Source organism: Alkalibacterium sp. 20, from assembly GCF_001885615.1.
Lineage (GTDB): Bacteria > Bacillota > Bacilli > Lactobacillales > Carnobacteriaceae_A > Alkalibacterium.
The window spans coordinates 1-20,686 of record NZ_LSRN01000001.1 but is presented as its reverse complement, the minus strand read 5'-3'; the positions used below and the strand labels follow the sequence as shown (position 1 = coordinate 20,686).

The window sequence follows — 20,686 nt, the reverse complement described above, 5'->3', positions numbered from 1 at the left end:
TTGAAACGGACTCATATTTACTCCAGCTCTTCTGCTTTCCACTCTGCGATAAGCTTTTTATCCTGATCAGATAAATCATAAGATGCCAGCATATCCGGTCGTCTTTCAAACGTGCGTTTAAGAGATTCCTTATGGCGCCATTCGGCAATCAAGCCGTGATTGCCATTCATCAATACGTCAGGAACCTTCATTCCCTTGTATTCCACCGGACGCGTATAGTGCGGGTGTTCCAGCAAGCCGCTGGAGTGTGAATCGGTTTGGGCTGAATCAGCGTTACCCAAGACTTCTGGTAATAAGCGTACGGTAGCATCGATCATCACCATAGCGGCCAATTCCCCGCCTGTCAGGACATAATCGCCCAAGGAGACCTCATCAGTCACCATGGAACGAATCCGTTCGTCATAGCCTTCGTAATGCCCACACAGGAACACCAGATGCTCTTCTTCTGAGAATTCTTTTGCCATTGCCTGGTTGAAGGGTTTACCGGCTGGATCCATCAGAATGACACGTTTTTTCGTCTCGGGCTCACGTTCGTTGATCGAATCTACGGCATCAAATAATGGTTCCGGTTTAAGTAACATGCCGGCTCCGCCACCGTAAGGCGTATCATCAACCCGCTGGTGTTTACCTTTACCGAACTGTCTGAAATTCACGCGGTTGACTTCGACGATATCTTTTTCGATCGCACGCTTAACAATGGAATAACCAAGCGGTCCGTCAAACATTTCAGGAAAGAGTGTGACAACATCTATTATCATTAGTCTAACCCTTCCATGATGTGTACTTTCACCAATTGGTTTTCAATATCCACGTCCAAAATAACTGACTCGATGTATGGAAGCAGTAAATCTTTCTTGTTTGGTCTTGATACGACCCATACATCATTGGCTCCAGGAGATAAAATTTCTTTTATTGTGCCTATTTCCTCACCTGATTCTTCAATAATGACTTTGCTGCCAATGACTTCATGAATATAGAATTCGTTATCAGGCAACTCAAGCAACAAGTCTTCACTTACTCGCAAGGTCCCGCCGACAAATTTTTCAACATAATTGACATTGTCATAGCCTTCAAAAACGACCAGATCAAAGTTTTTATGTTTACGGTGTGTGAGGACGGTTAATTCTTCACTCCCGCCATCTTCACCAAACCAGGTCAGAGTCGCCCCTTTAAAGTAACGCTCTTGGGGATTTGTGGTGCTTGAAATCACGCGCACTTCACCTTTAATACCATGTGTATTGACCACTTTACCTATGTCATAATATTCCATAACTGCATCCTTCCTTTTTTCAATATTGATACAAAAAAAGGATGAACTCAAAGAGCCATCCCCGGTTTTCTGTTCAGTTGATTAATCAACAATCGTTAATCGGACACGCTTAGTACCGTCGAACTGGATACTGTAAACGATGGATCTTATCGCTTTCGCAATGCGTCCACGTTTGCCAATAACACGACCGACATCATCCGAATGAACAGACAACAAATATTCGTGAAAGTCATCTGTGTCTTTTAAATCCAATTTAATGTCTTCAGGATGACTTACTAATGGTTCGACAATGGTTCTGATTAAATCTCTCATATCTGTATCAGTCATAATACCATCCTTTTTTTAAATGCTCTCTATATAGAATGAAGAAAAGACTGGAACAGTCAATACTTAACTATCCATTCTTTTCTTCTCAAGTGACTCATTTAATTCGAACAATTATTTGCTATATTTCTCATCGTGGAATCGTTTGATGATTCCTTTTTGTGATAATAAGTTTTTAACTGTATCTGATGGTTTTGCGCCATCTCTTAACCATTTCATAACGAGTTCTTCGTCAACTTTAACTTCTGCTGGTTTTGATACAGGGTTGTAAGTTCCAACTTGTTCAATAATACGACCATCACGTGGAGCACGAGAATCAGCTACAACCAAACGGTAAAAAGGATTTCTTTTAGAACCCATACGTTTCATGCGGATTTTTACTGCCATTATACTTGCACCTCCTGTTAATAAGATAATTAAGACATTCTTTTAATTTAAAGAACCTTTTTCTTGAGTTTAGTTCTCTTTCAAACTCACGATAGTAAGCTTATCATGTAATGAATAGCTCGTCAAGTGTTTTTTCTTTACAGAGGTTTTTTTCTCTATGTATCAACTTAAAAACAAACCACTTTAATAATATAAAGAACTTTACTTTCTTAACTTTTAAACGTAAGGGTGTCTCGGATCCATTCATTTTTAAATATGCTCTTTCTAGATTTTACATAAAATAGAAAAAAGCACGATCAGCTCATGCTTTTTTTCTTCGGTATCTATCTTAGTCAAGTGACTTATCATCCAGTATTAATGCTTTCACTAAAAAAAACACTCCGGAAAGCAGACTGATTATTCCTGAAATGCTTAAAAATTCCTGTCTGGTGGGCATGCGGTATTCGATACTCACATTCATCTCACGATCACCTTTACGGTAATGAAATTCTTTTGTCGCCATGACTGTTACCTCCCTTACTGGATTTTTAGACGCTTTAAAGTATATCTCAACTACCGGCTATTTTTTGTTATTCTTATGCCATTCATTTTAGTACAGACCTATTTTTTGGAAATCTTCAAATACAGTCTCTCTCCATAAAATCTACATATCTTCAGTTTATCATACTAATAGGATAGAACGACAAGGGGGACTTACAATGTATCATTGGATGTATGGAGGAGGATTTAGCTTTATGATGTTTGGTGGAATATTCGGAATTATACTCATAATAATTGTTATGTATTTACTGTTTAACAAAACCTCTGAAAACAATAGCTACCCTTCACAGAAAAAATCAGCTTTAGATATTTTAGATGAAGAATATGCTAGAGGAAATATATCAGAAGAAGAATATTTGAGGAAAAAGAAAAACTTAAGCTAATGTTTTTTAGAAAAAGACTGAAAAGTATGGAAGTATTCCCTTCCCTTTTCAGTCTTTTTTACGTAACGAAACAGTCCGTTATGATATAGTGAAAGTAAAGGAGTGAGTGAAATGACGATAGAAGATCATGACTTCATTATGAGCCAGATAAAAGGTTTTGCCAGAGGTATTGGTGTACTTTTAGAAATATCTTCTCTTAGAGAGCTATTGAAACTGGAATTCTCTGTAGACGAAGACTTGTCAGACCGAGAAATCGAATCGATCATTTATACGGCCAGAATTGAAAACTACATCAACCAACGCATACTTACTCAAGAAGAACTCGAGAAAATGCTGGGCCTCTCTCCTGAACGAGTGGATAATTTAATAACCACCACCGAAAAAGCATCTGAGGAAGAACTCGAGCTGCTGAAAAAACTGGTTGAAGAAGAACAATACTGGATCAATCCGTACGAAGACTGAAACTAACAACTATTCAGTAGCTCGAGTATTTTGTACGGTTATGTCATTTCTGATGAAGTCTTTTGTACAGAATTTCTTTAAATAAGACTCACGCCTATCATTACTAGAGAATACCTTACTCATTCAGAGTCCTGTTGCCTGTCTGCTGGCAAGTTCGGTAAGTAGCTGTGCAAGTGTGTCTCCTACTTACCGAATCGGGGAATATTCGGTAAGTTGACGCCTCACCTGTTAGCTAACTTACCGAACTTGGTCCAACTTCGACACTTTGAGAAGTTTTGTGATCTCCTAATGACCGAACGAGCCCCCATTCGGTCATTAGGGAGAGATTTGACCAGTCTAATGACCGATCCTGGTTCGACTTCGACACTTTGAGACAAGGTATCTTTCGCTAATGACCGAATGCCTCTTTATTCGGTCATTAGCGAAGTAAAACAATCCCCAAAGTACCGAACCAGACTGAAACCATGTTTAAACCCTCCCCCATAAAGAAAAGCAGACGAGAACGTTCTCGTCTGCTTTATTAATAAGGATAAGGATGATTTTGAAAACGCGATAACCATTATCCTTTGATGTGCTCAAGGAATTAAGTACTTAAATAAAAGTCGTGAGCATATTACTACAAATAGTAGTGAAACTTTGATAAAATGTCCAAGGATGTGGTTAATTATACATATCTTAACTAAAATAGGAGGAATTTGTAAATGAAATTTATCGTTGTTGGAACGTCCCATGCTGGTTATGAAGCAACCGAGACGCTGTTGAAGGAAAACCCAGATGCTGAGGTGCATTTATATGAACGTGGATCTACCGCTTCGTTTTTATCCTGCGGAATCCAAAGTTACTTAGAAGGTGTCAGCAAAAATGCTGATCAGCTTCACTATGCAACAGCACAATCTTTTAAAGAACAAGGGGTAATCGTTCATATGAACAGTGATGTAGTGGGAATCAATCCAACTGAAAAGACCATCACGGTTAAATCCGAGGATGGCGAATCAGAAGGAAGCTACGATAAGTTATTTCTTTCCCCTGGAGCGAAGCCGCTTGAATTGCCGATTTCAGGCACTGACCTGGAAAATGCTTTCTACGTCCGTGGACGTAATTGGGCTGAAAAAATCAAAGCTCGTATGGCACAGTCCAAAAAAGTCGTTGTCGTCGGTGGCGGTTATATTGGAATTGAAGTCGTGGAAGCTTTCTCAAAAGCTGGCATTGAAGTGACTGTCATTGATCTACTGGATCGTGTGTTGAAAACCTATCTGGATAAAGAATTTACGGATGTCCTAGAAGAAGAGATGCGCCAGAATGGCATCAATGTCCGTACAGATGAAATGGTCAAAGAAATCGTCGGTGAAAACGGTGAAGTGACAAAAGTCATCACAAACAAAGGCGAATATGAAGCAGATACGGTCATTCTTTCTGCTGGTGTCCGTCCAAATACCAAATGGCTGGAAGGCATTGTGGAATTGGATACAGACGGCACAGTCGTTGTAAATGAGTATATGGAAACGTCCCAAAAAGATATCTTTGCAGCAGGAGATGCCGTTAAGATTCCATTCGCCCCAACAAACGGCAAGAAACTTATAGCCTTAGCATCAAACGCCCGTCGTCAGGCAGCTATTGCGGCAAAAAATATGAGTAATAAAAAAATGGAAATGCCTGCAGTTGCTGGTACTTCCGGTCTGTCTCTCTTGAAACATAAATTCGCTTCAACTGGTGTCAAAGACATTGACAGTGAATCAGTGACGGCTGAAGTTGACAGTAAATATGTGGAAGAAAGATTGCGACCAAAATTCATGGGAGATGATGAAACGGTCCTGATGAAAGTTCATTTTGAAAAAGACAGTCACCGTATCGTGGGTGCACAATTGATGTCAACACATGATATCACTCCTGCCATCAATACTCTTTCTGTTGCCATAACAGCTGGATGGACATTGGAGCAGTTGTCACTTGCAGACTTCTTTTTCCAACCTGAATTCAACCGCCCGTGGAACTTCCTTAATGTCCTTGCACAGCAAGCATTAGGAGAAACCTACGGCAGCGATAATATGTTATTCTAATCGTTTAAAAAACATTTTTTATCATAAACAGGACTTCACCTCCATGTGTACGCACACATGGAGGTGAAGTTTTATTTTGTTGTGACTGTCTCAAATTAGTTGATGGCAATAAACAGGTCTGAACAATGGAAAAAGCAGACGAGAACTTACCTCGTCTGCTTTTTCACTGTATCCATTTTTTTATTTCTTACGTCTTATTTTTTTCTTTTTCTTATGCGTATTATTACTTTTTGATGCGCCATTCATGGCCATTTTCCCGAGTTTGCCTTTGACGCCGCCACCGAACATCTTATCCAGTCCACCCATGTTGCCTTTAGACATTTTCCCCATCATGTCTTTGGATTGTTTGAACTGTTTGATTAATTTGTGAACTTCCGCAATGTCACGCGCCGACCCTTTGGCAATACGGCGACGACGTTTCTGTGACAAGAGTTCCGGATTTTCCCGTTCTTCTGTCGTCATGGACATCACGATAGCTTTCATGTGTGCCATATCTTTCGGATCTACTTCCAACTTGTCCGCGCCAGGCATCTGGTTCATCCCGGGGATCATTTTAATAATGTCCTCAAGTGGTCCCATGTTCTGCATCTGGTCCATTTGTTCGATAAAGTCGTTGAAATCATAACGATTCTCACGCATTTTCTTGGCCATTTCTTCCGCACGGTCTTCATCGACTTCCTGCTGGGCACGTTCGATCAAAGTCAGGATGTCTCCCATGCCTAAGATACGGTTAGCCATACGATCTGGATAGAACGGTTCAAAGGCATCCAGCTTCTCGCCGGTACCTGTGAACTTGATTGGTTTGTTGGTAACGGCACGAATAGAAAGTGCCGCACCACCACGTGTGTCTCCATCTAATTTGGTCAGGATGACACTGGTAATATTTAATTGTTCGTTAAAGGAATCAGCCACATTAACAGCGTCCTGCCCTGTCATGGCATCAACGACTAAGAAGATTTCATGCGGGTTCACGGCCGACTTCACGTCTTCTAGTTCATGCATCAATTTTTCGTCGATGTGTAAACGACCGGCCGTATCAATGATCACGACGTCACGGTTTTGCGCTTTCGCTTCTTCGATCCCTTTTGTAGCAATCTCCACTGGGCTGACTTGATCGCCCATGCTGAAGACGGGAATGTCAAGGTCACGACCGATCGTCTGGAGCTGGTCGATCGCAGCTGGACGGTAAATATCCGCCGCAACCATCATTGGTTTCTTGTTTTCGTGTTTACGCAGATAGTTGGCTAGTTTACCGGCAGTGGTTGTTTTACCTGCCCCTTGTAAACCGGTCATCATGTAAACGGTTGGACCCTGGCCGGGTTCGGCGAAAATGATTTTCTCCTGTTCGCTACCCATTAATGCCGTTAATTCATCATTAACAATCTTGACCACTTGCTGTCCGCCGTTCAAACTACCGAGAACTTCTTCTCCCATTGATTTTTCACGAACAGTTTTTACGAAATCTCTCACAACTTTATAGTTAACGTCAGCTTCGAGTAAAGCAAGTCTTACCTCGCGCATCACGTCTTTGACATCTGCTTCAGTTACCTTCCCTTTTTTACGTAGTCCGGAAAAGGCATCTTGCAAACGACCGGTTAAACCTTCAAAGGCCATCTTTGTTTCATTCCTCTCTCAGAGTCTCTAGATTAATTGCCTGGATATATTCAAGCAACTGAGCATCTTTCTTGTAATGTTCTTGCACGTACTGGCGTAATTGATCCACAGCTTCTTGCTTTTTCTCGAAGTCTTCAACGAGATGCAGTTTTTCTTCGTAATTAGTTAAAATCGCTTCTGAGCGTTTGATGTTATCGTACACTGCTTGACGGCTCACAGAAAAGGCATCGGCGATTTCTCCCAATGAGTAGTCATCGCCGTAATAAAGCTGCATGTATTCCTGTTGTTTGGAAGTGAGCAGCGGACGATAAAATGAGAATAATCGATTCAACCGTAATGTTTTTTCGAGTTCCATTGGATAGTCTCCTTTTCAACTGCACAAATTTTCATTCTATAAATCAGTTAGTCTGTGCGATCAATTCTTTGAATAATCCGGAAGCAAACTTCTCTGTATCGAATGGGTGCAAGTCGTTCATCGTCTCACCCAAGCCCACAAATTTCACAGGAATACCGAGTTCTTTCCCAATGGCCAGGACGATTCCACCTTTAGCCGTTCCGTCCATTTTAGTTAAGACGATACCGGTCACGTCGGTAGTTTCTTTAAATATCTTAGCCTGATTCAGGGCGTTTTGCCCAGTCGTTGCATCCAGGACCAGCAGTGTTTCATGCGGGGCATCCGGAATTTCTCTGGAAATCACGCGTTTCATTTTTTGGAGCTCATTCATCAGGTTTTTCTTGTTTTGTAAACGTCCGGCCGTATCGATTAGCAATATGTCAGCACCTGACTGTTTCGCCATTTCGATGCTGTCAAAAACAACTGCCGCAGGATCGCCGCCCTGTTTCGTTGAAACAACTTCAGCACCGACGCGGTCTCCCCAGATGCGGAGTTGTTCGATCGCACCGGCTCGGAAAGTGTCTCCGGCTGCCAAGACGACTTTCTGGCCTTTTTCAATATACTGATGGGCCATTTTAGCGATCGTTGTGGTTTTACCGACCCCGTTGACACCGACGAACAAGACAACCGTCAAACCGTCCTTGTTCTCATTGAACACATGATGATCCGGATTCGTTTCTCCGTACATATCGACCATCGTCTTCACTATCACACGTTGAGCATCTTTCATGCTGCGCATGTTCTGTACTTTTGCTTCATAGCGGAGGGTATCGGCAATATACATCGTTGCCTCGAAACCAACGTCTGATTCGATGAGCAGGTCTTCCAGTTCTTCAAAGAACTCCTCATCTTCATAACGGAAGTTGGCCAGAAGTTCATTTAACCGACGCGTAAAACTCACGCGGGACTTTTTCAGTCCTTTTTCGTAGGGATCTGCTAACGGTTTGTCGCTTATCGGTTCGCTCGTTAACTCTTTCGCAACGGTCGGTTCACTGACCTCAGGGACATCAGTAACGTCAGCGACCTCACTGACGTCGCTGTCTTCACTAAGTTCACTAACTTTACTGACTTCAGGTTCTTCTTTTTTCTCAGTACCAGTAAAAGCTGATTTGATCTTATCAAATAATCCCATAATGGATCCACTCTTTCTATACCTTATTTATCTTAATAAAATCAGTTTAACACATATTTCTCTATAGCATAACCGACGCCGTGCTGATCGTTGGTCTTGGTAATGATCTGAGCAGCCTCTTTGACCAGGTCGATCGCATTTTCCATAGCCACACCCGTACCGGCACGTAAAACCATCGCCAAGTCATTTTCCTGATCGCCGATCGCCATCATGTCTGAAACTTTGATATCTAAGATTTCTGATAAGAGGTCCAGACCCTTACCTTTGTCGATGCTCTTAGGCATAAACTCGAGTAACTGGGGACGGGATTTGATCAGGTTGTAGCGTTCGCGGTAAATGGCCGGGATCTCTTTGATTTTCTGATCCAACTCTTCCTGATGCCAGCAGTAAACGATTTTGTTGACTGGAAACAATTCAGGCAAGTCCATCATGTCGATCGGTTCAAACGGTAAGGCATGCATCACTTCAGGATAGAGTGACGGTTTGCCTATCGGATAAGGCGGTGCGTGGACCACGTCCAGGTCGATGAAGTTACACGGTAACGCTAAGTCCTGACTGAGTTGGTAGATATCCAGCGCATCTTCTTTTTGAAAAGTGATTTGACGGATAGATTCGCCCGTCTCGGTCCACTGCACCAGGCCACCGTTATAGGTCAGGGCGATATCCCCGGGTTCAGTCAAGTTGCAGGCTTCTAAAATGTGCAGCATGGCTTTCAAGGGACGTCCGGTCACCAAGACGATTTTTACGCCCTGTTCTTTGGCTTTTCTAATGGCCTGTTTGTTTTCTTCTGAAACTTCGTGTTTGCTGTTGAGTAAGGTGCCATCCAAATCGATGGCGACGAGTTTGATCGACATAGTAGCCTCCGTGTTTTTTTATTGTGTGACGGTCTGTTCAATATCCTGCAGGTGAACAGAGACGAGTCTGGATACGCCTCTTTCGCGCATCGTTACGCCATAGAGGGAATCCGCTTCTTCCATCGTCCCTTTACGGTGTGTGATGACGATAAACTGCGTATCTGCCGCAAATTCCTGCAGGTAGCGGCCAAAGCGCGTCACGTTCGCTTCATCCAAGGCTGCTTCAGCTTCATCCAAGATACAAAACGGGATCGGCTTCACTTGGATGATGGCAAAGAGCAAGGACAAGGCCGTTAGTGCGCGTTCGCCCCCAGACAGGAGACTCAGCGACTGCAGCTGCTTGCCGGGTGGTTGAGCGATGATATCAATGCCTGAATGCAAGAGGTCATCCGGATCCGTTAAGCACAGTTCCGCTTTCCCGCCACCAAACATGCGTGGGAAGGTCACTGCAAACTGTTCTTTGACCTGACTGAAGGTCTCATAGAAACGACGCTTCACTTCGATATCCATCTGATCCATGGTGTCGTATAAGCTCTCTTTCGCTTCCAGCAAGTCTTTCTGCTGGGTGGCTAGGAAGTCATGGCGTTCGGCCACGCGGTCATATTCTTCGATGGAAGCCAGGTTGACCGGTCCGAGTTCTTCGATGCCACGCTTCAGCAATTTCACGCGCTTCTGCGTGCTTTCCCGGTCGATCTGTTCCGGCTGATTGCGTTTCGCTTCTTCATAACTCATCGTGTATTCTTCCGATAAGTAGTCCAGCAGGAAATCGATCGACACGTCAAGACGCGACTGGGCAATGTCCAATTCGTTCTTGTTACCGGTGAGTTCCGATTTGTACTTGATGGCGTATGACACTGACTCATCCAAACGGTTCACGGTCTCGTCAAGTTCCTTATGTGTGGCTTTGAGTTCGCGTTCCTGTCCTTTCAGCTGAACAGCTTCTTTTTTAAGTCTGATCAGTTTTTCACCGAGGTCTTCTTTGGATTCCAGCTCAACGCCTTCTTCCAGTTGGGTGAGCTCGGCTCGGGTATTTTCAACCGATGTTTGGACTTCTTTGATCTGTGATGCAAGGCTTTCACGTTTGGAACGCGTTGCTGCCAGAGTTTCACGATGGGCGTTCCATTCTTCGCTGAGAGTGTCACGTTCTTTTTCCAGGCGTTCTTTTTGAGCCTGTTTGTCTTCTTTTTCATTGGTCAGCTGATCCAGCTCTTGTTTCAAACGCTCAAGGTCAGTTTCGGCACGTGTGCGTTTTGCTTTGACATCCAAGAGATCGGCTTTGACCTGTGTTTCTTCTTTTTCTGCTTCTGACTGTTCATAACGTACCCCTTTATGCTCACGTTCCAAACGGGTGACTGTTTCTTGAAGGCTCGAGGCCACTTGTTCAAGCTGACGTTCTTCCAGTCGGATGTCTTCACCCGACGTACGCAGCTCTTCCAGTTCTTTCGTGAGGGAGTCAATCGTTGCTCTATCGGCTTCACTTTCTGACTCTCGCAGGGCAACGGTTTTTTCGAGTTCATCGATTTCGATGCGCAGGGCTTTCTGCTCTTTCTTCTGAGAGAACAGATGGGCATTGGAGGAACGTTTACCTCCGCCACCGGTCATCGAGCCACCCGCGTTCATTACGTCGCCGTCTAAACTGACGATACGTACCGAATACCTCAACGCTTTCGCGATGGCATTGGCTGACTGCAGGTCTTTGGCCACGACGGTCTGACCGAGCAGGTTTTCCATCACGTTTCGGACATTATCTTCAAAGTGGATCAGGTCACTGGCGATACCGATATACCCATCCACTTCTTCAGCGGTCTGTCTCATCTGCGGTGACACGAACCTTTTTTTGATGGTTGTTAAAGGTAAGAACGTTGCACGACCCGCTTTTTTGTTTTTCAAATAGACGATCGCATCACGTCCGGCTTTTTCATCATCCACGATCACGAACTGACTGGCCGCGCCCAACACGATATCGATGGCTTCGGTCACGTCTGTCGGCACATCCATCTTGTCCGCTACGGTACCGACGATACCTTCGAGTGTGTCTTTCCCGCGCATCACGGCTTTAACGCCCGCGAAATACCCAGCATAGTTCTCCTGCATCTCCTTGAGACTCGCCTGTTTGGCTTGGGCCCGCTGGAGCTGCTGGTTCAGTTGACTGAGACGACTGGCTTGCTGTTTATAAGACGCCTGTGTGTCAGCCATCTGTGTTTTCTTGGACGTATAGGTGTTCAGTAGTGAGTCGATCTCTGTTTTAATGGTTTCTAGTGCTTTTTCTTTATGTGCGTGTTCAGTTTTGGCCGCACTCAGTTTTTCAGACACAACCGTGATGCTTTTTGAATGTTTTTCAAAAGTACCGCTGACCTGCTGGAGCTGGCGTGTCAGGTATGTCTCTTCATTTCTCAAAGACGTCTTGCTCTGCATCGCTTCAATGTAATCCCCGCGTAGCTGCTCGATGGCTTCTTCTTTATTGCCCATCAAACGCGTCAAGCGGTCGTCATACTGTTTGACCGCCGCTTTCAGTTCCGCGACTTTGTCAGCTTGTTCCTGATACGCCGCTGCCAGCGCATCGTATTCAGCGGTTAAGGCTTCCCTACGCGCTTCTTCTTTTGTCAGACTGGCCTGCTTTTCATTCAAGAAAGCGTCCTGGTGACGTTCTTTCTCTTCGACCAGACGCAGCTGGGCTTCTGTCCGCTCGAGTTGCTGCACAGATGTGATCGTTCGGGCCTGATGGCTCTCGCGCTTGTCTTCGATCTGATGCAGGGTGGCGCGTTTTTCCTTAAGTTCACTTGATTCGCGGTCGATCTTGGCTTGCACGCGTCTCAAGTCTTCGTTCAGCGCTTCAACTTTCGTTTTGTTCTGTTTTTGATCACCGGTATACTGGTCGATTTTGAGAACGGATAAGGCAATATCCAGATCCGTCAGTTCTTCTTTTTGCGAAACAAAGGACTGCGCGATGTCTTTCTGTTGCTTCAGCGGTTCCAGTTGCGCATGCAGTTCATACAAAATGTCCTGCACCCGGTCCAGGTTGTCCTGGGTCTCAAAGAGCTTGCGCTCGGCTTTTTCTTTTTGCAGCTTGTACTTGAAGACACCGGCGGCTTCTTCAAAGATAGCGCGGCGGTCTTCCGCTTTACTGTTAAAAACGGCTTCGACTTGTCCTTGACTGATAATGGAAAACGATTCTTTTCCAAGACCCGAGTCCATAAAAAGATCCACCACGTCTTTCAGGCGACAGTTCTCTTTATTGATGTAGTAGTCACTGTCACCGTTACGGTTGATGCGGCGACCGACGCTCACTTCCTCAAAATCGATCGGCAAAAAGCCGTCAGCGTTATCAAGGATCAGCGTCACTTCTGCAATGTTGATCGCTTTGCGGGAATCCGTACCTGAGAAGATGATGTCGTGCATCCGTCCCCCACGCAAGGTCTTCGCAGATTGTTCACCCATGACCCACCGAATGGCTTCGATGATATTCGATTTTCCACTACCGTTCGGGCCCACCACGGCAGTTATCCCATCGGTGAAGTCGATGATGGTCTTATCGGCAAATGATTTGAACCCTTTGATTTCTAATCGTTTTAATTGCACGTCTAAAGTCTCTCCTCTCTAGCATTCAAAGACTTGTGAAAAAGTTAAACACTAGAACTCATTCGATTCTTCTAAACTGAACAAGGCTTGTTTCGCCGCTTCTTGTTCGGCTGCTTTCTTGGACTGGCCGGCGCCGCGTCCAAAGGAGTCGCCTTCCACAAACACCTCGACCACAAACTCGCGCTTATGATCCGGTCCGAGTTTATCGACCACTTTATATTGGATCGTCACAACGCCGTTCTTTTGCAGTAATTCCTGTAAAGCTGTTTTGTGATCCATCCCATGAGAGAAAGCACCGGAATCAATTTTTGGAAAGAGGATTTTTCTTAACACCTCAAGCACAACGTCCATACCCTGGTCGACGAATACCGAGCCGATAAAGGCTTCGAACACATCACACAAAAGTGACGGACGGTTTCTCCCGCTCATCTGTTCTTCCCCTTTGCCAAGTCTTACAAACTCGTGTAGGTCGTACTCTTTAGCCAGCATGGCTAAACTTTCCGCACGCACGATCGACGCACGCATACGCGTCAGTTGGCCTTCAGGCTGGTCCGGGTATTTATTGTACAGGTAATCGGATACTGTCAGTTCCAGCACAGCATCGCCGAGAAACTCCAGGCGTTCCAAATTTTTGATATTCTGTTCACGATGATCATTCGCATAGGATGAATGGGTAAACGCTTCGACCAGCACTTGCTCGTCATTGAATGTTACACCAAACGTCTTTTTCACATGATCTACTAATTTCTTTGTCATTTTTACTTCCCTCCTTTACGAAAAACACTATACCTCCCTGATTATACTTGATTTCATGGGAAAAATAAACAAGGGAGTGAAAGGAATGTGTGTTCTTTTTACTTGATTGCGCCCAGTTGTGACCAGAACAAGAAAAATACATCACTTAAGACCTGATTCACTGTAAATCAGTATAAAGGAACGTTTTTTTAAAAAGTCAGTGACCACTGTTGCACGCTTCCTGAGCGAGTGATCCTTTATGAAAAAAGTAGTGCCCACTGAGTGAATGACGTTTTCCTTGAATTGGATCTTCCTGATAACTTTGAAGAGTTGAAAGGTGACATACAGTCAACAGATACACTGGAACGCGTCCGACTGACCGGTGCCGACGATAAATGTATCGATGAATTGTTTTGTAACGATATGAGGTAATTCTTCACCGGCTTGGAAAGCAGCCAGGTTTTGATCATTCAGTGAATACCAAATCGGGTCAAAAACTGAATTTATAATGATTTGACCGTGTAGTCCGAAGAACCAGAATACCTGGATCAGTAATACGGCTATTAAGGTTGCCGGTAACCCACTGCCCAAAGCTGTCAACGGTTGTTGAATAATCGTATAGATGAAGTTCTGCACTGTTTCAAAACCAGTGAAGCTAAAGAGGATTCGAATAACCAGGAAAAATGTAAGTGTCAAGGTTATAGGAATAAGTGCACTAAATGAACGTGAAACCGCACTAGGCACACCTGCGGGCATTTTGATCGTCAAGTTTTTCTTAACGAAAAATTGGTACATTTCGGCAGATATAAAGGCTGTAAAAATACCTAAGAACATACCTTGTGCGCCCAATGCGCCTGTAGGAATAACGCCATTCAGGCCTTCAACGACTTGTGGTGTCAGAATCAAGAATGAACCCAGCGCAACGACACCACCATAAATCGCTTCACCGCCACGACCTTCGACCATTTTATAGCCGATGCCGATCATAACGAATAATCCCATGAGGCTTAACGTCGCAGCTGATGCCGGACCTAAAGCATTTTGATAGGCAGCAAAGCCTTCTTCGCCCAGCAGTCTGTCTAAAAAGGGCAAGTTCGCAATAACAACAAAGATGGATCCAAAAATGATTAAAGGTAGAGCAACCATGAAACCATTGCGTAGAGCTGTTAAGTATCTATTGTTGTTCAACTTATCTGTAATTGGCAGTAAAATGTTTTCAAGGACTTCCATAAATCTGTTCACATTGTTACCTCCTCTTTATTTATTGTAATTTCCGATCAATTCCAACGCAATGTCCAGAACGGCTTTACCATTGACTCGACCGTAAGCTACTGGGTCGATAACATCCAAAGGAATACCCACTTCTTCCGCAGTGACCGCTAATTTTTTCTTCATAAAGCGCATTTGAGGTCCGATCAGTAAGACGTCAGCTTTTTTCATATCTTCAGGAGCTTTGTCTTGAGCAACAGCCCAAATCTCTGCATCCAAACCACGCTCTTTTGCTTCCACTTCCATTTTTTGAACCAGTAAACTTGTTGACATACCTGAAGAACAGGCCAATAAAATTTTAACCATAATATTTTCCACCTTTTTTTTTTTATTTTAACTCTATAATCATCATAATTTAATAACGCTTTCATCACCACACCTATTATTTCCGTTGACTAACGGAAAAAGAATAGAGGGAGAAAAGTTTAACAGCACCTTTTTGTATGTTAGAAATTGCACTGTTCAAAAAAATTGATATTATGTAAAATTTAAACGAGTGAATACGGAAGATATATTTATAGTGTAACTTACTAATCTCAATAAAAGGCATAAAAATATTAGAGGTTGAGATGATTCCAACCTCTAAGCTTATAATGTTTTCAAAACTATACCACCTGCATTGAGTTGTACCTATATTAATCTGATTCGTTCAGGCGAGAACTATCAGCAGTGACTTCTTCTCTAGGGGTCATCTGTCTTTCAGTGAGTGTGCTGAACGCTTTTTACAAAGGTCGTTCTTTTTCAGAATAGTCGATTAACAACAAACCTTTTTACATGCAAATCACAGATCAGCCCCAGTTAAGTTTGGATCGTCTTCGCTTTGTTCTTCCCTTTGATCTAAAGTCGGTTCATCTTGATAAACATAATGAAAGACAATTAGTCTTTGTATTTAGAATGAGCTTTATAGCACAAAACCTTCTAATGAGCTACGGACCGAGGATATCTACATTAAGAAGACGTAACCCCGAGAGATTACGCCGTTTCTATTTATTCAATTATCTTTTCGTTTTAGCCATCATTTTACATTTGTGCCCACGCTTGAACCATATCGTTTGTCGGATACATCATCGTCCGTTCCCATTCCGTTCATTGCCGCGAACATAAACAATCCGACAATTACCATTCCCCCGAAGATGCTTGCTGTGATTTTTACGTTCTTATTCATTAATTACCATTCCTTTTATATTTAATCGTACAATGAAAAATTAGTATTTAAATGCTAAACTACTCTTTTTTACTTATATCAACTTATTGCGGATTCGATTGCCTGACGGAAGTACATTGGATAACTAGTGACATTTTCCGGGAAATTGCTACGATTCGCCAAATATGAAATCCTGTCGTCGGATTTGATTTCGAAATGAACCGTTCCTTCGCTGCCTTCGGATTCGAACCATTCAAGCGTTCCGGTAGTTCCTTCGATTTCTACGTTTTCAATATGAAGCGTGATTATTTTTTCGTTTCCATGCGCGGACAACCAACCGTCTTCAAGCGATGAACGTTCTTCTTCCCGTACTGCAAGTCGTTCATTTGCTCCGTCTATTTTCGTAATCATGAATGTGATGACAACCACACCTATCATTACAAGCGCCGTCATGGATAAGACCGCTATTCCTAAGTATGCCAGTGGTTTTTTCATTGTTCCACGTCCCTGTTTTCTAATTTCGACCAAAGCACATCGTCAAACATTTCAGGATCTTCTTTCATACCTTCCGGGAAGGTGCTGTCGTATTTGCTTCCTTCCGAAATATCATTTTCGAAAAACACCGTTCCCTCGTATCTTTTTTCGTCTATTAAAAGGCCGACAATGACGATAAGGATAAGGATCCCGATGGCCATCAATAAGGTTGCGCCAATTGTTATAAATGTGAGACCTATGTATTTAAGTGATTTTTTCATTCTATCTTGCCCCTTCTGATTACTGCATGAATGTTGCTTTTGAGTATTTTGCGATCGATGCTATTAAGGCGATAGCTACCATTGCTCTATAAAAAAAGTCGATTTATGATCACGACCCTTTTTATGTATATATATTAATACTAAAAGACATGTAAAACATTTTCAAGTGAACACAGACGTCGTTTGGATGCGATGACTTGATCCATGGTATTAATAATTTAGTGACAGAACCTTTGTATCTATTCACAATTTACATCCTGGTCACGTATCAGGATAGATCTGAATACTGTACCCAATAAGTCGGTATCAATTGCTGTTGAATCTACTCCATGCTTATCACCTGTACGAGAGTCCCCATTTCTATAAAAAAAGAGTGTCTCAGGAGAATATCCTGGGACACTCTTTTTCAAACTAGAGGTTGAGATGATTTCGACCTCATATTTTTTATACTGGTATTTTAATCTATAACTCCTACATTGAGTTGTATCGACATTATTGCGATTTGTCCAAGCGAGAAATTTCAGCAATGACTTCTTCTCTAAGTGTCATCTGTCTTTCAGCTAGGGTGCTGAACGCTTTTTTCAACGGTTGTTCTTTTGCTTTTTCAGAATACTCTTTTAACAACGCGCTGTTTACTTGATAATCACAGATAAGCCCCAGTTCGTTTTGAATGGTCTTCGCTTTTGTCTTCACCTTCTTCACTTCTTTTGAAGGCAGCATCTCTTTATATCCATCGGCAGCATACCGTAATTTTTTTGCTTGTTTTCTTACCTCATGTGACGCTTCCTGATCCGAGTGATCCCCCTTTTTAAATAAGGTGAACACTTTCTTCTTTCTCGAATCGAACCGCTTTTCAAGATAGGTATCCCAGTCTCCGCTGTTGGTCTTCTCTTTGTCGAATCTCAATTGCTTGATCTTCTCTTTTGTTTCATTAATCATATCTTCCAGAGCGGTAATCATACTGTTGTTCAAACGGCTGCGCATCCATTTCCGACGGTCATTATGAAGATACCGGAACAAGTCAGCGTAGTCATCGATCAAGTCAGGTTCCAAAAGCGCACGCTCGCCACATGATTCAATCAAGACGTCCGCTTCACGTAACGGTTCTAACCGGTGTGACGCCTCTCGAATCAGAGTGTTCAATTCAGTATAGGTTTCTTCACCTATTAGAGGTTTCACAAAATGGAGTAAGGACCGCATCTTGCGCATGTCCACTCGAAAGCGATGAGTCAGTTTTGGTGAATAAGGGTTATTGCGGAAGTTCGCGTATGACTGTTCCATCGCTTCTGCCTGACACGAAAGCACGTCTCTTAATGGTTCAACTTTTTCAGTCGTTTTTTTTTTAGATTTAGGATCTTCATCCCAAAGAAGCGTTCCCTTAGTCTGGTCTTCTTCATCTAAACGGACTAGTGCTATACCGCCTTTTTTAAACGAATACTCAGAACCCGTCAGTTCTTCTATCCAATTCCCTAAAGTAGGTTCATGGCCCACACACACGACACGCGTTTCTGGTTCCAGCTGATTGATTTCACTGATCAAAGCTGTAAAATCGCCATTTGCTATAAATTCTTTTTCTGCTGCTTTTTCCCATTCCAGTTGTTCAGTCAAGATAGTGGCCGTTTGTTTCGCCCGTTTCAGTGGACTCGTCCATACTTTCGTATCCTTGTCCGTTTTCAATTCTGCTTTTATCGAAGTGACGAAAGCAGTGAATTCTTTTTTTCCCTTTTTCGTCAATTGACGTTCAGCGTCTTCTTTATTAAACGCTCGTTCTTCGGCTTTGCCATGACGTATCAGCAGTAATTCTATTGGCATAACAATCTCTCCTTATATATAAGCGTGTTCTGACTAATCTATCTGGCCTAAGTATATCAAACCATTGGAATAAAATGAAAATATAGAGCCTCAAGCAACCTAAACAGCATAAAACGGCTCTTCGCATCATTAGTCATGAGGAAGAGCCGTTTTGATCTATAGTTCAACATATAATTTAGTTTGGGCATTATTTAATAAGCGATTAATTTTAACATGAGCAGTTTCTGATTAAACATACATCATGACCTTGAAAAAGTGCCATTAAATTATAACGACTATTACTGATACGCACTCGTTTATTCTACTGCATCTTCTACCATACTAGGCAACTGATTCAATAACATCTCCAGATAAAATCCGCCTTCTCCTAGTTCTTCTTCAAACTCTTCCAGCACGTCTATATCGTTGAAGTGCCACCATTCTGACGCAATAGGAATCATATCCGCTTCAAACATGTAAGCCTCCAGTCTTATGGCTTCTTCGTTTACATGGTCCTGATATGGAATGTCCTGCCACTCTACACGATTACGTGCAGCTATAGGACGTATGAGCATAGCAGCCGCTGTACTTAACTCGAAGATTGGCGAATACATTTCGTACACTGAATACTCTGTTATTTGGGGAACGATATAGTTGTCTATGATTCTATCTTCCATTGAGCTTATACTCGCTAATGTTACATCAACAGCTAGTCCTCTTTGATGGTTTGAAACTCCTCCGTTAATGAACCAATTCATTGTCCATGGTTCTTCAGTCAGACCACCTCTGATGTTATCATCTTCTTCAGCTAAAGCAGATAATTGCTCATTAACGAGCTGCTGGACAGAATACGGACGGTACGTTTCCATAACAACCAGCGTTTCATCGTTTTCCAAAGCCGCTTGCTGAGCTTCAGCAATTTTTTTAGCTGTGCTGTAAATAATCGGCATGATGAATTCTTCTTTTCCCAAGCGTTCATTATACCCATGTCCTTCATACAATTTCTCCCCAGTTATCCCAGGAATATCCATGAACGAGGATCGGAAAGTAGAAGCGTAGTTATTCGGGTTATCGTAAATGATTGATGGGATGACATCTGGCAGATTTACTAAAACCAGACTATTATCGATCCATCCTTCTTGATTATTTGTATGGATTCTCCACCAGTTCCCCTGTTCTTCCAGTACATAAAAGGGATTTCCTGCTGGTAGCGTATCGAAAACAGCTGAATCTTTTGTAGCAGATTCATGCAGCATTGTTTCTACAGAAGTGTATCCTCCTGCACCTAAAACAGGTAATTCAAAAGAACTGTCTTCATAGCTAACAACAGTTTGCTCGGTCGGCTCTTCTCTACTGGAATTTTCTTCTTCTATTTCATCTATAGGGTCGTCATCTTCACTGGGTTCATCATCTGCAAGTTCTTCTATTTCTAACGTCGTATTGTCAATCTGCTGGGACACCAAATTTCTTCTGTTAAAAATAAAAGCTGATAAACCAATTATGATAGCTATACTGATAAAGAGTAACATTAAAATTACTTTTTGCTTTTTATACATTTTCAAATCTCCTTCTATGTAAATCGTAATACTTACGGTTTAGGATACCCTAAACCCTTTTTGTAGTCAATTTTTTTTATTCTTGAATTTAGTTCAAGTAATATATTGTGAATTGCTGAATTCTTTAAATTAACAAAGTGGTGAAACCTATGGCAAATAGTGGTGCATTCATTGTCAAGTACTGGTAAAAAAGTTGGCCCCGCTGCTAAAATGTAGTGGCCGTAGTCATGATATTCATATTTCACTCGGTTTTTATGTAAAATTCAAAAAAAGAGATATATTTATTTTCTAATGGTATATAGCACCTTACAATTAAATCCTGGTTGCGTTAAAATGATTTCTAATAGTATAAATTCATCTGTATTATTGTTAGGAAAAATTTAAATATAGAAAGTTGGTTATCAAGAGTGAAAGTCAAAATTAATTATAATGTAGTAATC

At 42.4% G+C, this 20,686-nt stretch carries 21 protein-coding genes; 3 read left to right on the top strand and 18 right to left on the bottom strand.

Features of this window, described 5'->3' with window-relative positions:
- Positions 1-17: 17 nt before the first annotated feature.
- The 5 genes from trmD to AX762_RS12675 form a co-directional block, all read right to left on the bottom strand.
- Positions 18-758: a tRNA (guanosine(37)-N1)-methyltransferase TrmD gene (gene trmD / locus AX762_RS00095; protein WP_071847165.1), complete on the bottom strand. Its 741-nt coding sequence runs from the start codon at positions 756-758 to the stop codon at positions 18-20.
- Positions 758-1,270: a ribosome maturation factor RimM gene (gene rimM / locus AX762_RS00090; RefSeq protein ID WP_071847164.1), complete on the bottom strand. Its 513-nt coding sequence runs from the start codon at positions 1,268-1,270 to the stop codon at positions 758-760. Before rimM ends, trmD begins: the two co-directional genes overlap by 1 nt.
- Positions 1,271-1,351: 81 nt before the next feature.
- Complete coding sequence (locus tag AX762_RS00085) at positions 1,352-1,597, bottom strand: KH domain-containing protein (RefSeq protein WP_071847163.1); 246 nt, start codon at positions 1,595-1,597, stop codon at positions 1,352-1,354.
- Positions 1,598-1,708: 111 nt separating this feature from the next.
- On the bottom strand, positions 1,709-1,981 hold the full coding sequence (gene rpsP / locus AX762_RS00080; protein WP_071847162.1) for a 30S ribosomal protein S16: 273 nt from the start codon (positions 1,979-1,981) through the stop codon (positions 1,709-1,711).
- A 328-nt stretch (positions 1,982-2,309) separates the two neighbouring features.
- Complete coding sequence (locus AX762_RS12675) at positions 2,310-2,483, bottom strand: hypothetical protein (protein ID WP_177244002.1); 174 nt, start codon at positions 2,481-2,483, stop codon at positions 2,310-2,312.
- Positions 2,484-2,679: 196 nt separating this feature from the next.
- On the opposite strand from AX762_RS12675, the gene AX762_RS00075 reads away from it, so the two are divergent.
- The 3 genes from AX762_RS00075 (at position 2,680) to AX762_RS00065 (ending at position 5,423) form a co-directional block, all read left to right on the top strand.
- Positions 2,680-2,904, top strand: coding sequence for an SHOCT domain-containing protein (locus AX762_RS00075; RefSeq protein WP_071847161.1), 225 nt, complete (start codon positions 2,680-2,682; stop codon positions 2,902-2,904).
- 111 nt (positions 2,905-3,015) lie between these two features.
- The gene (locus tag AX762_RS00070) at positions 3,016-3,366 is read left to right on the top strand and encodes a hypothetical protein (protein ID WP_071847160.1); all 351 of its coding nucleotides are present in this window, start codon (positions 3,016-3,018) and stop codon (positions 3,364-3,366) included.
- A 701-nt stretch (positions 3,367-4,067) separates the two neighbouring features.
- Positions 4,068-5,423, top strand: a complete 1,356-nt coding sequence (locus AX762_RS00065; protein WP_071847159.1) for an FAD-dependent oxidoreductase — start codon at positions 4,068-4,070, stop codon at positions 5,421-5,423.
- 180 nt (positions 5,424-5,603) lie between these two features.
- On the opposite strand, the gene ffh is transcribed toward AX762_RS00065, so the two are convergent.
- From ffh to AX762_RS00005, 13 genes are all read right to left on the bottom strand, one after another.
- Positions 5,604-7,037, bottom strand: coding sequence for a signal recognition particle protein (ffh, locus tag AX762_RS00060; RefSeq protein WP_071847158.1), 1,434 nt, complete (start codon positions 7,035-7,037; stop codon positions 5,604-5,606).
- Between the two features lie 7 nt (positions 7,038-7,044).
- Complete coding sequence (locus AX762_RS00055; RefSeq protein ID WP_071847157.1) at positions 7,045-7,392, bottom strand: putative DNA-binding protein; 348 nt, start codon at positions 7,390-7,392, stop codon at positions 7,045-7,047.
- Positions 7,393-7,435: 43 nt separating this feature from the next.
- Positions 7,436-8,563: a signal recognition particle-docking protein FtsY gene (gene ftsY / locus AX762_RS00050; RefSeq protein ID WP_071847156.1), complete on the bottom strand. Its 1,128-nt coding sequence runs from the start codon at positions 8,561-8,563 to the stop codon at positions 7,436-7,438.
- A gap of 41 nt (positions 8,564-8,604) precedes the next feature.
- Positions 8,605-9,417, bottom strand: a complete 813-nt coding sequence (locus tag AX762_RS00045; RefSeq protein ID WP_071847155.1) for a Cof-type HAD-IIB family hydrolase — start codon at positions 9,415-9,417, stop codon at positions 8,605-8,607.
- Positions 9,418-9,435: 18 nt separating this feature from the next.
- Positions 9,436-12,996: a chromosome segregation protein SMC gene (gene smc / locus AX762_RS00040; protein WP_071847154.1), complete on the bottom strand. Its 3,561-nt coding sequence runs from the start codon at positions 12,994-12,996 to the stop codon at positions 9,436-9,438.
- Between the two features lie 51 nt (positions 12,997-13,047).
- Positions 13,048-13,752, bottom strand: a complete 705-nt coding sequence (gene rnc / locus AX762_RS00035) for a ribonuclease III (protein WP_071847153.1) — start codon at positions 13,750-13,752, stop codon at positions 13,048-13,050.
- A 327-nt stretch (positions 13,753-14,079) separates the two neighbouring features.
- The gene (locus tag AX762_RS00030) at positions 14,080-14,973 is read right to left on the bottom strand and encodes a PTS sugar transporter subunit IIC (protein ID WP_218162437.1); all 894 of its coding nucleotides are present in this window, start codon (positions 14,971-14,973) and stop codon (positions 14,080-14,082) included.
- 15 nt (positions 14,974-14,988) lie between these two features.
- Positions 14,989-15,306 (bottom strand): PTS sugar transporter subunit IIB, encoded by a 318-nt coding sequence (locus AX762_RS00025; protein ID WP_071847152.1) that lies wholly within the window; start codon positions 15,304-15,306, stop codon positions 14,989-14,991.
- Between the two features lie 709 nt (positions 15,307-16,015).
- Positions 16,016-16,165 carry a hypothetical protein gene (locus AX762_RS12670; protein WP_177244001.1) on the bottom strand — a complete coding sequence of 50 codons (150 nt, stop codon included), beginning with the start codon at positions 16,163-16,165 and terminating at the stop codon, positions 16,016-16,018.
- Positions 16,166-16,243: 78 nt separating this feature from the next.
- On the bottom strand, positions 16,244-16,639 hold the full coding sequence (locus AX762_RS00020; RefSeq protein WP_071847151.1) for a hypothetical protein: 396 nt from the start codon (positions 16,637-16,639) through the stop codon (positions 16,244-16,246).
- The gene (locus AX762_RS00015; RefSeq protein WP_071847150.1) at positions 16,636-16,899 is read right to left on the bottom strand and encodes a hypothetical protein; all 264 of its coding nucleotides are present in this window, start codon (positions 16,897-16,899) and stop codon (positions 16,636-16,638) included. Before AX762_RS00015 ends, AX762_RS00020 begins: the two co-directional genes overlap by 4 nt.
- A gap of 492 nt (positions 16,900-17,391) precedes the next feature.
- On the bottom strand, positions 17,392-18,711 hold the full coding sequence (sixA, locus tag AX762_RS00010; RefSeq protein WP_071847149.1) for a phosphohistidine phosphatase SixA: 1,320 nt from the start codon (positions 18,709-18,711) through the stop codon (positions 17,392-17,394).
- A gap of 296 nt (positions 18,712-19,007) precedes the next feature.
- A complete protein-coding gene (locus AX762_RS00005; protein WP_083432712.1) occupies positions 19,008-20,246 on the bottom strand; it encodes an SH3 domain-containing protein in 1,239 nt (412 codons plus the stop codon).
- Between the last annotated feature and the right edge of the window lie 440 nt (positions 20,247-20,686).

Coding starts and splice junctions, on each gene's coding strand:
- trmD (WP_071847165.1), bottom strand. CDS start 758: ATGATAATAGATGTTGTCACACTCTTTCCTGAAATGTTTGACGGACCG.
- rimM (WP_071847164.1), bottom strand. CDS start 1,270: ATGGAATATTATGACATAGGTAAAGTGGTCAATACACATGGTATTAAA.
- AX762_RS00085 (WP_071847163.1), bottom strand. CDS start 1,597: ATGACTGATACAGATATGAGAGATTTAATCAGAACCATTGTCGAACCA.
- rpsP (WP_071847162.1), bottom strand. CDS start 1,981: ATGGCAGTAAAAATCCGCATGAAACGTATGGGTTCTAAAAGAAATCCT.
- AX762_RS12675 (WP_177244002.1), bottom strand. CDS start 2,483: ATGGCGACAAAAGAATTTCATTACCGTAAAGGTGATCGTGAGATGAAT.
- AX762_RS00075 (WP_071847161.1), top strand. CDS start 2,680: ATGTATCATTGGATGTATGGAGGAGGATTTAGCTTTATGATGTTTGGT.
- AX762_RS00070 (WP_071847160.1), top strand. CDS start 3,016: ATGACGATAGAAGATCATGACTTCATTATGAGCCAGATAAAAGGTTTT.
- AX762_RS00065 (WP_071847159.1), top strand. CDS start 4,068: ATGAAATTTATCGTTGTTGGAACGTCCCATGCTGGTTATGAAGCAACC.
- ffh (WP_071847158.1), bottom strand. CDS start 7,037: ATGGCCTTTGAAGGTTTAACCGGTCGTTTGCAAGATGCCTTTTCCGGA.
- AX762_RS00055 (WP_071847157.1), bottom strand. CDS start 7,392: ATGGAACTCGAAAAAACATTACGGTTGAATCGATTATTCTCATTTTAT.
- ftsY (WP_071847156.1), bottom strand. CDS start 8,563: ATGGGATTATTTGATAAGATCAAATCAGCTTTTACTGGTACTGAGAAA.
- AX762_RS00045 (WP_071847155.1), bottom strand. CDS start 9,417: ATGTCGATCAAACTCGTCGCCATCGATTTGGATGGCACCTTACTCAAC.
- rnc (WP_071847153.1), bottom strand. CDS start 13,752: ATGACAAAGAAATTAGTAGATCATGTGAAAAAGACGTTTGGTGTAACA.
- AX762_RS00025 (WP_071847152.1), bottom strand. CDS start 15,306: ATGGTTAAAATTTTATTGGCCTGTTCTTCAGGTATGTCAACAAGTTTA.
- AX762_RS12670 (WP_177244001.1), bottom strand. CDS start 16,165: ATGAATAAGAACGTAAAAATCACAGCAAGCATCTTCGGGGGAATGGTA.
- AX762_RS00020 (WP_071847151.1), bottom strand. CDS start 16,639: ATGAAAAAACCACTGGCATACTTAGGAATAGCGGTCTTATCCATGACG.
- AX762_RS00015 (WP_071847150.1), bottom strand. CDS start 16,899: ATGAAAAAATCACTTAAATACATAGGTCTCACATTTATAACAATTGGC.
- sixA (WP_071847149.1), bottom strand. CDS start 18,711: ATGCCAATAGAATTACTGCTGATACGTCATGGCAAAGCCGAAGAACGA.
- AX762_RS00005 (WP_083432712.1), bottom strand. CDS start 20,246: ATGTATAAAAAGCAAAAAGTAATTTTAATGTTACTCTTTATCAGTATA.